Raw genomic sequence first — 13,486 nt, 5'->3', positions numbered from 1 at the left:
CTTGCCGTTGCCATTACTGGCGGAATCTTTGGCCTGCCTCATCAGACGGTTTTTGATCGTCGATGAGAGTGTTACGCGAAATAACCTGATGAACCGGTTTGATTGGCTTTTGGACGAACAGAAGGTTTTCGGATATTTTTAAGGTTACTTAAAAACGGTAATAGATGAGTGTCTATAGGCGGGTAAAAGATGTGAACTAAAAAAACAATTGTTAATTGTATTTATCATGTGGCATCCAAGAGGGTGCATTCCCGATTTTTTGCAAAAAAAACAATCAGTAGGGGTTAATAGTAACGTACAGACAGGTTTCAAACCTGTCTTTTACCGCTTGAAAATGGCAGAAACAACCCTGACAGGGTTAATCAAACAAGATGTTTGCGATACAATACCTGTCAGCCAACAGGCAGGTGCGAATATTTACAAAAAATCGGGAATGCACCCTTGTAAAAGTTAATGTGGTAGATCAAATAGAAGTTTCGTATTTCGAATTTGGTTGCGGCCAAAGGCCGCGCCATGAATATTACAGCAAAATAAAGCAATGTACGATCTGGCAAATTTTACCATTCAGGACATGACCCGATGTGGAGATGCACTGGAGCACCTTGGGTATAAAGCGAAAAGTCCTCTGCACTGGTGCGCTTTTTCATAACATATACCTACGAAAGCCTTGACGAAGAATTACGTCAATTAGCCAACATGATGTCAGGGGGGCAGCCTTTGACTAATACTACAAGTTGCATAGTCCTCTTAGCAACAGTGGGAGTGCAACCTGAGTGGAATTCGATAAAACTCTCCAAGGGACACCGGGTTATTCCCCTGGTAGATAAGCAAACGGCGGAACAACATCCTATGATTGCCCAATTGGTTTACCAGTTAGGGATAGATATTGACAAGGTGCTACATCCTCGCCCTACTCTTGAGACAGAGCTGGAAAGTAAGATTTTTAATGTGTTTCACGTGCCAGAGGCCCTGGGAAGTCCACATATTCCGGCTCAGGATGAATTTGTGGTCCCATTCGGAATTAAATCGGCATTGGGGTTTGGAAGTATGTTGCCTACGGGGAATTTATTTACGGTAGTTATATTTTTGAAAACGAGGGTTTCGCGGAATACGGCTGAAATGTTCAAATATCTTGCCTTGAATACAAGGATGGCGGTATTGCCCTTTATATCAAAAAAAATCTACGTAAACGAGAAGACCGTGCTGGACGAAACCGAGAGACTCAAAGCGATCATTGCCACGCAAACGAGCTTATTGAGTGTATACAAGAAAACCGCCGTTAATCAATCCAGGCGTCTGGAAAGCTTTTCGTTGAAACTTAAGCTGTCTCTGGCGAAATTTACAAAAAAAGCATGGCTCTACATTTCTTTGATAACAGCATCGGCATTCTCCTTATATCTTTTTTATGCGACACATATCGAGTTTATGTTGCACGTGGCTGCAATACCCCTTGAAATATTGCTGGGTGCGTTATTAATAGAAAGACTGTTAGAAAGGAAAGAAAAGGCAGAAAAATTTAACCAATTGATGTACATAAAAAGCTACCTGTATCGGTCAGAGATGCGAAACCTTTTTATCACCAATTTTAGTTCATTAAAATTCCCGGTAATAAACATGTCGGAAATCAAAAATGCAAGTTTAGAAGAATTAAAAAACATGCGCATTGATGCGGAGCGCCTGGAATATTTTTCACTGGATGCAATGGAATTGGTGATTCAGGAGTACGTTTCTGCTTATCATGTATTTCGTGATTTCATGGAGCGGGGGAGCACTTATGGCATGGATACCCTTTTTCAGGATATGATTTATATTTTGCATTTCATTCAGGATGTTAAATTGTTTAAACAGGCGAACCCTGATAAGCCTTTCATTTATGAAGCACAGGAACATCCTTTCTTAATGGAAAAAGTGAGAAAGGTTTTAGGTGATGGCACACAGAAATTTTTGGATTATATGATTGAGCTAAAAGAAAAAAAGCCAGACCTGTTCTATGACCTCTTAACCGACTATGAATTGTCATCACGCAGAATAATTCCAACAAGGCATGAACGATAAAAAATTATCATTCCGACGAAAAACTGGTACTGTCAACAATCTTGTGTTAATTCCTTTTAAGCAATTTGTTTAAAGAAGGGTAGATTGCCATTCGCCTGTTCTACTGGCCTTTCCGTCCCCTGGCGCTCTCTTATGCGTTTTAGCGAGAGGAGTATTTGAGGTTCTGACTTTGCTCAAATTGCCACGGTTTCTTATGATATTTCTGCGGTGTTATCCGACCTGTCTCATCCATGCCAACAGCATTCTCATCACCTTTCCGGCAACAAAGCTGCTTTACAGAAAGTATGAACTGGAAAATTATTTTTACCATAACAAGCACCTTGACATTCTGATTTTTAATCCATATTATATCAAGATAATTTGATATATATTTATGAACACTATTAAAAACCAACAATTTGCCAAATTACTAAAAGCGTTGAGCGGTGACATCCGTCTCAATATTATTTCCTATCTTGCATCCGGCGAAAAATGCGTATGTCATATTTATAACTATTTTAAGCTTTCGCAAAATCTTGTTTCTCACCACCTGGGAATTTTACGGGAAAGCGGTCTTATTAAAGACCGTAAGGAAGGTAAATGGGTCTACTACTCACTCAATGAAAGAAATATAGAAAAAGTAACACTTTTTTTACAAGAGATCGTGCAGAAAAAAAGAAAAGAAGAAGATAGCTGTTAATTTGTCGGTTTACTTAAAACAATAGAACGCCAAAATGAGTGTGTTGCATTAAATGAATTTCACATAAAAAACTTTGGCTGTATGAAATATGAATAATCTAAGAGAACGACTCAGAAACGAATCTTTACAATTATACGAAGAGTTAGAATATACATTTACCGCCCATTTTATTGTAGCTAAAAGGCTGGTGAATTTGAATCTCTGGTTAGGCATTCCTTCTATCATTTTATCGGTGATAGCGGGGTGCCTTGCTTTAAGCGGATTAATTCCTCATTTCGAGGTATTTGCAGGCATATCGGGATTTGCGGCTGCAACCTTTACGGCACTTCTCGTCTTTCTGAAACCAACCGGTAAACACGAACGCTATGTAAGATATGGTAATAAGTATCGAAATTTAAGGGAGGATGTAAGGCGTTTCTTTGAGATTGAGTTTTACACGGAAAAGACGGACAACGAGTTAAAGGTACTTCTTGACGCCCTCCTTTCAAAAAAGAAAAGATTTGATGTAAACAGCCCTTTGCTCCCTGATTGGGCGTTAAGAAAAGCCCCGCCACCCAAAAAAATTGAATTAGGGAAACCAAAATACAAGAGAGAAGTTAAAGAAGTTACAGAAAAGAAGTTATCCGTTTTTGAGAAATATTTAACACTCTGGGTGTTGCTGTGTATCGGTGCAGGCATTGTTTTGGGTAAGACTGCGCCCGGTCTTGCCTTCGAGTTAGATTCCCTTGCGGTATATGAAGTTTCTATTCCTATTGCCGTTTGCCTGTTTTTTATGATGTACCCTATCATGGTGAAGATAGACTTTGCGGAGGTTATAAAAGCAGGGAAGGCCCCCAAACCAGTTATTCTAACCCTGGTTATAAATTGGTGCATTAAACCGTTTATGATGTATCTCATTGCAACATTCTTTTTAGGATATATATTTAAAGATTATTTACCAGGCACGGAAATTATTAAAGACGGAAGCACGGTGGATATTTATCGTTCATATATATCCGGAGCTATCCTTTTAGGCATCGCCCCATGTACAGCAATGGTTTTAATGTGGGGATATCTGGCAAGGGGCAATGACGGGCTAACCCTGGTAATGGTGGCAATAAATTCTTTGACCATGTTGGTTTTGTATGCCCCGCTGGGTGGTTTCTTATTAAAAGTGAACAAGATGCCTATCCCCTGGGAAACAATAGTGCTATCGGTTTTAATATACGTTGCCCTTCCTCTGGTAGCGGGGTATTTTTCAAGAAAATGGATCATCAAAGCAAAGGGGTTGGTGTGGTTTGAGAAAAAATTCCTACACTTCTTAACGCCGGTATCCATAACTGCGCTTCTGGCTACACTGGTTCTTTTATTTTCATTTAAGGGCGATGTGATTATTACTCAAAAACAAGCGATTCTTTTTATAGCAATCCCCCTTTTTATTCAAACCTGTTTTATCTTTGCAATAGGTTATGCGTTAGCAAGAGTTTTCAGATTAGCCTACAGGGACGCTGCGCCTGCTGCAATGATTGGGGCAAGCAATCATTTTGAAGTGGCGATTGCCACCTCAACAATGCTTTTTGGCCTATCGTCAGGGGCATCTTTGGCCACTGTTGTGGGTGTATTAATTGAGGTGCCTGTGATGCTCATGTTGGTTAAGATATGTCTTAAAACACAAAATTGGTTTAGATAAGTGGTGTATGTCCTACGCTGGCATAGCAAGAACACAAACAAGCAATAAATGAAAAATACGAAATTCGAAGTGCGAAATATGAAACAAATTCGAATAACAAAGCATAAAATTCAAAACAAATCCAAAACATACCTGTCTGCGTGCGACCACGCACAGGCAGGCAATAATATGAAGCACGAAATGTGAGATACGAAAGAAGCACGTAACTTCTCAATAAGTTGAGGCAAACAACCCCCTTACCCCCTTTATTAAGGGGGAATAAGGTAGAAATTATTATTAAAACCTCAACTTATTGAGAAGTTACAGATGCACTTGTTTAGAATTTCAAATCATTTTGTCATTAGAATTTGTTTCGGATTTCGTGCTTCGTGCTTCGTGCTTCGTGCTTTGTATTTGGGTTCTGGCTATGTCAGTTTAGGATGGATGTATTGATGAATACAGTATTGGTAAGGGTATATTAGGAGATCAAAAATGGGACCAAAACGCCTGGTTATTATTGGTGCAGTGGCATCCGGGACAAAGACTGCCGCAAAGGCACGGAGAGAAGATCCGGATGCGGAGATAACGCTCATTACCGAAGAAGCAGATATTTCTTACGCTTCATGCGGCACGCCATATTATATCTCGGATATAATAAAAGATAGTTCCTCTCTCATAATAAGAACGCCTGATTATTTTCTCAAAATGTTGAATATAAATGTTTTGACGGAACATAGGGTTGAAGCAATTAATCCGGGCGGCAAGGATATTGCCATCAGGAATCTCAAAACAAACAGTGCTGTTTCCCTGCCATATGATAACCTTGTTTTGGCTACAGGCGCAAAACCTTATGTTCCTGAGTGTGAAGGGGTAGAATCCGGGAATATATTTACCTTGCACAATATTAAGAGCGCAATGCGTATTAAATCGGTGTTGCAACAGAAAAAAATAGGGCATGCCGTAATAGTCGGCGGCGGATTTATTGCATTGGAAATAGCTGAGAGCCTGATGAGCTATGGAATAAAGGCCCATATTATTATCCGCCGCGAGCATATACTTTCTCACATTGACAAAGACATAGCGCTCCTTGTCCAAAACCATGTCAAGGCAAAGGGCGTGCAGATACATGAAGATGATGAGGTGATAAAATATGAAGCCGATTCAGAGGGCAACGTTGCAAAGGTAATTACAAAAAAACAAACTCTTCCGGCAGAAATTGTGGTGCTTGCGACGGGAATTAAACCGAACGTAAGCCTTACAAAAAATGCAGGAATAACCATTGGACAAACGGGCGCAATACAGGTAAACGAAAGGCTTGAAACAAATATTCCCGATATTTATGCCGTTGGTGATTGTGTTGAAATGACACATATGGTAACAGGAAAACCTGTGTGGATGCCTCTGGCGACAACAGCAAACAAGCAGGGGCGCATTGCCGGGATAAATGTTTGCGGCGGAAACGATACCTTTCCAGGAGTGATGGGAACGTTTATTGTTAAAGTATTTGATTGGACAGTTGCTAAAACCGGCTTATCGGAGAAAGAGGCAATTAAGAATGGATTTGACGCCGTGTCTGTTATCGTTCCCTCCCATGACAAGCCCCATTATTATCCCGGTTCGAAGCTGATTATTGTTAAATTAATAGCGGAAAAGGGAAGCGGCATTTTGCTTGGCGCTGAAATTGCCGGGGAAGGTGTGGTTGATAAAAGGATTGATGTTGTTTCCACCGCTTTGATGGGAAAGGTCACCGCCGGACAACTTTCAAAATATGACCTGTCGTATGCCCCGCCATATTCATCTCCTATGGACCCGCTTATAACGGCCGCAAACGTTCTGCGTAACAAGCTAGAGGGGAAAATCCAAAGCATATCCCCGCTTATTACTAAACAAAAGTTGGAGCGTAAGGATGATTTTGTTTTATTAGACGTCCGTACAAAGCATGAGTACGATAAAGGACATATTGAAGGCAGTCTTCACATTCCATTAAACGAACTGAAATCAAGGAGCGGCGCATTGGATAAAACGAAAGAAATCATTACTTATTGCGGCGTTGGTTTAAGGGCGTCACAGGCTCATTTACTTTTAAAAACCGAAGGGTTTGAAAGTGCGAAATTTATGGAAGGGAGCTTGTTAGCATGGCCTTATGCAATTGAAAAATAGAGTTTCTGTCAGGTGGCAGGGGGGTAAGCAAGATTTTCAGGTGTCGCCTTCTTCCCTCTTAAAAAGCCAGAAGTTGGTTATTCCGGGAATGAGCGCTTTTAAGAGAACCCTTAACCTGCCGGCTGCGTTGAAGGCCTGGAGGTCATTGATTTCAAATTTTTCTACGGTAGATTCAGTGAGAAGCCAGTCTTTGTAATTGTCATTGTATTTGAACCCCAACACTTCCTTATTACGAACCCTGGGATATTGCGTATAATTTTCCAATACCCACCAATAATAATTTTTCAGGTAGGTATGGTTTTGTATGTCCGCGTCTTGTAATGCCGCAACCATAAAATCTATCATCACCTCCCAAATAGCACCCCATCCGTGATATTCGTTTTTGCCGATAAGGTTCCATGGAGAAAGTGTTTTTGGATCGATACCCCTGTTTTTTTCGGCAGGAGTCAGCAACAGTTTGTAGCCGTTTTTATTTGCCAGCATTGGGTTGGCAACGGTAAAGCCGAGGCTTTCACCATTTCTATCTATGATTGCCAGACCACCCAGGGATAAGGGAAGTTCTACGGGCAGTATTAATTCTTTTTCTATGTGTTCCTTTCTCATAGACTTTGTAAATGTCTCAAAACCCAAATCGCTATGCATGATAGGAATCGGATTTTTTGCTTTATCAAGCGCCATGGTGTATGTGTGAATGCCGTTGGGAAAGGGATTTCCATCAGGAAGAAAAAATTTGTCCGGCAGATGCTCAAATTGATATTTCATACTGTTTTCCCATTTCCGGTCATCTAAAAAATCTTCAGCCGTAAACCACACCCTGCCTTGTCCGTGTTCCCTGAGATAGTAGCCAATCTTCATTTTTTTCAGGTCCTGAATTGATTTTTCGTGGTTTTGCGGGTCGTTATAAAAACTTTTTAAACGGGTACGCCACTCTTCTAACGAGTATGAAATCTCAAACTTTTTTTTGTTCCGTTCAATAAGGGTCGTAATTGTATTACCAGGCGTACCGGTGGTTGTATGAAGAAATGTTTCTGTGGGTTTAAAACAATGGTTTGGATAGAGATTCTGAATTTTATTCAGGAAGGTTAAAAAAATGCCCTTTTTTTCTTTATTGGCGGTGAATGATTCTAAGAGGCGGAGTAGGTGGGGAACCCATACGGCATTTACATCATAGGAATACGTGCCTCTTGAAAAACTATTCACCGCATCCCTCCAATTGGCAGAACTGGGGTCGTTTATTCGCTTTAATGGGACAAGGTCATTGTTTTCAATAAGGGTAAGCGCTCTGTTTAAATTACGAATGATTACCGTTGCATTGTTGATAAAAAATGTCTCGCCTGGTTCGGTACAATTATAGCGATTTTTGCTGTCTTTATGGTTTAAAAAATCTTCAATATCCTTGCAACTCATTTCGTTTAACAATTCAAAGGTTGAGATAGCTATTAAGAAATCGGTATCGGCCATACGATAGTCGTAGTGTGCTTCATTTTCTTTCAGGATACGGGAGTCTGTTTCGTGGGCGCCCTCACCCGACTGGTTTGAACGGTTTAAGAGTTGTTGCACTATTTTTTGCTGAACAAATATAGTAAGAAACGGTTTGAGCAACAAATGGGTAAAGACGGTATCCCTGCCAAAATAGGTGAGATATGTAAACGCTCCAGCCAGAACCATGTTGTTCATAATCAAAAAAGAAATTGAACGGTAAGAAATTTCGAGCATATTTAAAAGGCTCATGATCTTTTCATCTATCAAACCCGCCATAGTTTTAGCATTTTGCAAGTGGTGGATACCTTCCATGCTATCATTTTTAAAGATGCTTCTTAATGGGAATGGTTTCGGGCGATAGTGTTGTAATGTTGTATTTACCGTGAGTTTTATATCGATCTTTAATGAGGAGTTTGATTTTGAAGGTATTATTTCAAAAACAGGACACAGGATTTCGATTATGTAAAGGTCTTTTTTAGAAGCATTCAAATATCGCTTGTATTGATGAGGCAGGACGCCTGATTCTGCATTGTCATCGGCTCCGGAAAAGCGAAGAAGACGCAAATGCTTTTCCTTAAACCATTCAGGGCTTTTTTTTAATATATCGTTAAGTAATTCCCAGCCTTTTTCTCCCCTGCTGATATTATTTTTAACTTCCTCGATGACAAAATAACTCAACACTAAAGGCTGTTCTGCCTCTTGTATGATTATTTCTTTTGTGGAGGAATCTTGTATGCCTTCCACTATCATCTTAAGCCGGTATCTTTCCCCAAGGAGGTTCTTGCTAAGGGAAAGAGATATATTGTCTTTATGTCTTTCTATTTTATAGGTGGGAATGATGGGGAAAAGACCGTATGAGTCGTCCTCTAAATACCCGAAAATATCTTTGAGCGCCCGGATATCCGCATTATCCTCAATCATTCTTTGCATATCTCTCAAACTACGTCCATCACCCAGATAAACGGAAAAAGTAACCGGGTTGTTTCCTGTCACATTCAGACTGAACGAATCAGATATCCCGTAAGTAACATCATTTTTAGTATGCGGGCATTTAAGGGGAATGAGTTGGAAATCGCCTTTTATTGATTCCGGGAAAAATGGAGAAATAATGAATTGCGCAATAATGTTTTTGAATGACGCCAGTAACAATTCTGTCCGGCTGTTTCTGTTTCGAATCCTCTTTCCAAATACCCCGGTTTCTGCGTCCATTTTTAAAACCGTTTGCGGTGAAATCCATAACGATTCGTTGAAAGCCGGGAAAATTTCAGTGGTTTTTGATGCCGGAAACAGGAAACTATTGTTGTTTAGGAAATGTAGTATCGTTTTTGGAAATGCGCCTTCTACATCACTGACGGTTGATTGTTTAAGAAGTGAAGCGAAAGAATGGTTATTATTATGTAAGATAGGCATTAGGATTCTTTACAAAAATATTTCGACAGCTTTTGGCAAATAATGGAAATAATGGTTACGCTTCTTGCTACAAACAGGTTGTTCCTGCGGAGCTTACAGGGAATATGTTATTCAACAGAATAGATTGATAAAGGAAAAGCGGTATAATGTAACGCACAAAAAAAGAAAAATCCATGATTTATTTTATGCAATCACATGCCGGGAGCTACTTGTATCATATTTAACTTGCTATTGATGGTAAAGTTGATACTATCCCGTGAAAAGAAAGACAGTTGCTAAGTGGTAATGCGTTTTAAAGTGGTATTCATTGATAAAAACTCCAGGTGGGTCCAGGTTTGCAATCTGAACCTATGAGTTTATGCGTATAATGGGGTCATGTGCTGCGATAAAAACCATGTTTGGCATATGGGATTATTTGTCATTTTTCTGCTAATAGAAGACTGGATTGGAAGCATAAAACGTTTGGTTCAGGTTACAAACCTGAACCCGCGAATGTAGTTTCCGGCGCCATTACGTTCCCGAACAGCAGTTTGGGGGGTGCATTTCCAGTTCTTTTCAAATATTCGCGCCTGCCTGCCTGTCGGCTGGCAGGCATTGTATCACAAGGATTTTGCTTGATTAACCCTGGCATGGTTTGGAATCCTGTCAGTGTTGTTTCTTCCTAACCCCATTAACAGTTACAAAAAATCGGGAATGCTCCCGGAGTGTTATAAACCTGACATATGACCAGATGAACAGGGAGCTTGTTACTACAAAAATACAACTGCAGAAATTAGCCAGAGAATTAGAAACAAAAAACAAAAATCTCCAAAATCTTGCGAATATCGACGGATTGACGTAGGTGTATAATCATCGTTTTCTGCAAACATTTCTTGAAAAAGAAATCAGCAGATCGAAACGAAAACAGGTTAATTTCTGCCTGGTGTTGATAGACGTGGATAATTTTAAAAGTTTTAATGACTTGTATGGACACCAAACTGGCGACTTCATTTTGAAGGAACTGTGCAGACTGCTGACGTTATGTTTGCGGGAATATGATATCCTTGCCCGCTATGGAGGCAAAGAGTTTGCCGTCGTTTTAGCTGATACAAAAGTGAACGCAGCCGTTATTGTTGCCGAAAGGATGCGTGAAAAAGTAGCGAAACATATATTCATAATAAACAACATGAAATATAATGTTACGGCAAGTTTTGGCATCGCGGAAATTGCGTCGCACGTTGACACATTAAAACGAAGCGATCTCATAAACAACGCAGACAAGGCATTATTAGAATCAAAGAGAAAAAGGAAAAACAGGGTTACCGTCTGTAGTCAAAAGAAAAAGTGGTTCAGATAATAACAGTAGGGGCAAATGCTTCGTCCCCTACACGGCTATGGTATGATTTGCCAAAACCTCTCTGCATGCATGAAACACATCATTAGCGCTTATCTTTTTCATGCATATCATGGTATCGCAGTTTCCTTTGTAACAAGGAGAGCACTCAACATGTGCGACCAGCGATTTCCCCCTGCCATAAAGGTCGATTTCCTGATAACAGGTAGAGCCAAAGAATGTGACAATGCATTTTCTTAATGCAATAGATAAGTGCAGGGCAAGGGTATCTCCGGTAACGATGAGATGGCATTGATTGATCAATCCCATAAATTCTTTCAGGCTGTGATGGCATCCGCTGTCAATAACGTTTGATGTGGTTCCGGAGGCGATTTCCTGATTTCTTTCCACTTCTTCAGGCCCGCCTAAAAGCAATATTTGGGCATTCAGGTCACGCTGCAATTTGTCTGCGAGTTCAACAAAACTTTGGATTTCCCATCGTTTTGTGGCAAATCTTTTTCCCGCCCCGGTATTCAGGCCGATAAGTAATTTACCAGGATCAATGCCAAAATTGCTTAAATGATTTCTGGCGTACGTATTATATTTATCGGGGAGGGTGATAATATACTCGCCGTAGTTTTCAGTAAACCCGATTGCTTCAAAGATGAGTTGCTGGTAGGTCTTTGTGTTTTGCCGGAATTTGAGTTTGTCCGAAACACCCAATCGCAGCAAATGATTTGCTTCCTTGTTCAAAGAATAAATGTGTCCTGTGCCGGAAAGGGCGAAACCGAGTTTGACGTCGGCCTTGACCATTGCAGCAAGGCTGGTGGCAGTCGCATCTTTGTCAAGACATATCAGTAAATCAAATTTTTCAACCTGAAGACGCAGGGTGTTTTCAAGAGTAACGAATAATAAACGATCGACAAAAGGATTATCTTCCAGCACAGGAAGTGAGGAACCATCTGTTATCCAGGTAATATAAGATAATGGATATCTTTCTTTCAATACAGGAAGAATCGGCGTAGTTCTTAATACATCACCGATGGCTGCTAATTTTATAATCAAAATCCTTTTCCCCATTGAGGCATATTTTGGACAACTTGAATCAATGGGACAATCAAGTTTAAACTTGCATGGTTTCTCGGAGGCAAAAAAACGGCAATCAAAGTCTTTTGACATTATAATAATTTTCCTAATAGTATGAATAATCTAAATGTTTTAGATGGGTTGTCAACTCTGCAAAAGGTTATTTAGGCTGTTAGCATATACCACGGGATTACAATATTTCCCCTCTAAATAGGAATCATCGTCGAATTCATCAACAACCCAAACATATCGTTGTTTTTGTCCTATCCTAATCTTCATAGGAACAATGTGGGCGCCAATGGTCGGTTAATTTTCTGTAAGAATTATGTTATCAATCAGACGTGTCTTACCAATTATTACTGACATGGCGGCAACGTCGCCATGTTGCACTGCCGGCACGGCTTCCAGCGTTTCGGGATTAACGATTGAAATATAATCTATCCGGGCTGATTTACAATTATTAATAACCTTTTCCATTTCCAATTTAATTTCTCCGGCATTCTTTTCGCCTGCATTTACCATGTCCTTTGCCTTTATCAGCGCCTGATACAAACATCGTGCGTCTTTCTTTTCTGTATTGCTGAGATAGGCATTTCGTGAACTTAGCGCCAATTCTTCCTTGTCCCGCACTGTTGGAAGTACTTTTATACTGACGTCTAAATTTAAATCGGCAGCCATTCGACTGATAACAACTGTTTGTTGGAAGTCTTTTTGACCAAAGTAGGCATTGTCGGGTTGTATGAGATTAAATAATTTCAGGACAACAGTGGCAACGCCTCTGAAATGTCCGGGACGCGATTTACCGCACAGTTTGTCCTCTAAATGCTCAGGAACAACTGTTGTACAGAATCCGCCAGGATACATTTCCGACGCTTTTGGGTTAAACACAACATTCACACCCTCTTTTGAAAGGAGTTTACAATCAGTGTCAAACGTCCGTGGGTATTGAGCAAAATCTTCATTTTTTCCGAACTGTATAGGATTGATGAAAATACTCACAACCACGGTATCATTTTCCTCCATTGCCTGTCTTATCAGACTCAAATGTCCTTCATGTAAAGCGCCCATTGTAGGTACAAAACCAATGAGCAAATCATTTTTTTTTGCCGCTTTTACTATTGACCTGATTTCGTCTAAAGAGCTTGTTATCTGCAATAATATTCACCTTTGAATTGTTAAAGGGGGGTTGTATGGGGTATTTATTCCTAAGCTGGACACGCCAGAACCAAAGATGCACGAAATACAAAATAAGCAAAACAAAAGGCGGAACCACAGATTGCACAGATTAAAAAATTAAATATTCGGATTCCACCATTAAATATTTAGTAAAACAACAACAAAGGCAATATGAATTCTTTATACAAAAACCTGCAAATAAGTTATAGGTGTGAAAAGTCTAGCAAAGTTCAAATACAAGTGCAAGTGTCATTATTCATCATGATGTAATGTATAACGATGCGGTCAAACAAATTTTTTTAAACTTATTTACAAAACAATGCACATGCAATAAACACATTTGGAGAGATAATTGTACGAAGAAATAAGAAAGGGTGCATTGTCTTACAAATAAGGTATTAACGAGAAGAAGCCATACAAAGAGAGGGGGAAGCAACTGACATATTATCCACAATCAATTTCCTGACTTTAGAGGGTA

Annotated in this window: 8 protein-coding genes and 1 pseudogene; 6 read left to right on the top strand and 3 right to left on the bottom strand. The window is 39.9% G+C overall.

The features are described 5' to 3' along the window. Positions 1–717: 717 nt before the first annotated feature. The 5 genes and pseudogenes from ABJL82_RS10535 to ABJL82_RS10515 all read left to right on the top strand — a co-directional run bounded on the left by ABJL82_RS10535 (position 718) and on the right by ABJL82_RS10515 (position 6,542). Positions 718–2,055, top strand: coding sequence for a hypothetical protein (locus ABJL82_RS10535; RefSeq protein ID WP_347274653.1), 1,338 nt, complete (start codon positions 718–720; stop codon positions 2,053–2,055). A gap of 373 nt (positions 2,056–2,428) precedes the next feature. Then, on the top strand, positions 2,429–2,734 hold the full coding sequence (locus tag ABJL82_RS10530; RefSeq protein ID WP_347274652.1) for a metalloregulator ArsR/SmtB family transcription factor: 306 nt from the start codon (positions 2,429–2,431) through the stop codon (positions 2,732–2,734). A gap of 88 nt (positions 2,735–2,822) precedes the next feature. Next, positions 2,823–3,290 (top strand): annotated as a pseudogene (locus ABJL82_RS10525) (SLATT domain-containing protein); the annotation flags it as partial. A 6-nt stretch (positions 3,291–3,296) separates the two neighbouring features. Next, entirely contained in the window at positions 3,297–4,403 is a 1,107-nt protein-coding gene (gene arsB, locus ABJL82_RS10520) for an ACR3 family arsenite efflux transporter (protein WP_347274695.1), read from the top strand. A 471-nt stretch (positions 4,404–4,874) separates the two neighbouring features. Next, entirely contained in the window at positions 4,875–6,542 is a 1,668-nt protein-coding gene (locus tag ABJL82_RS10515) for an FAD-dependent oxidoreductase (RefSeq protein ID WP_347274651.1), read from the top strand. 36 nt (positions 6,543–6,578) lie between these two features. On the opposite strand, the gene ABJL82_RS10510 is transcribed toward ABJL82_RS10515, so the two are convergent. Then, the gene (locus ABJL82_RS10510; protein ID WP_347274650.1) at positions 6,579–9,434 is read right to left on the bottom strand and encodes a hypothetical protein; all 2,856 of its coding nucleotides are present in this window, start codon (positions 9,432–9,434) and stop codon (positions 6,579–6,581) included. A gap of 841 nt (positions 9,435–10,275) precedes the next feature. Here ABJL82_RS10510 and ABJL82_RS10505 point away from each other — a divergent pair. Continuing rightward, positions 10,276–10,770, top strand: coding sequence for a GGDEF domain-containing protein (locus ABJL82_RS10505; protein ID WP_347274649.1), 495 nt, complete (start codon positions 10,276–10,278; stop codon positions 10,768–10,770). A 27-nt stretch (positions 10,771–10,797) separates the two neighbouring features. Here the strand turns inward: ABJL82_RS10505 and ABJL82_RS10500 are convergent, their stop codons facing one another. Next, positions 10,798–11,925: a glycosyltransferase family 9 protein gene (locus tag ABJL82_RS10500; RefSeq protein WP_347274648.1), complete on the bottom strand. Its 1,128-nt coding sequence runs from the start codon at positions 11,923–11,925 to the stop codon at positions 10,798–10,800. Between the two features lie 213 nt (positions 11,926–12,138). Then, a complete protein-coding gene (panC, locus tag ABJL82_RS10495; RefSeq protein ID WP_347274647.1) occupies positions 12,139–12,987 on the bottom strand; it encodes a pantoate--beta-alanine ligase in 849 nt (282 codons plus the stop codon). Positions 12,988–13,486 lie beyond the last annotated feature (499 nt).

This window comes from Candidatus Kuenenia sp., assembly GCF_039794105.1.
In the GTDB taxonomy this organism is placed as follows: domain Bacteria; phylum Planctomycetota; class Brocadiia; order Brocadiales; family Brocadiaceae; genus Kuenenia.
This window is presented reverse-complemented; position numbering and strand designations above follow the sequence as displayed.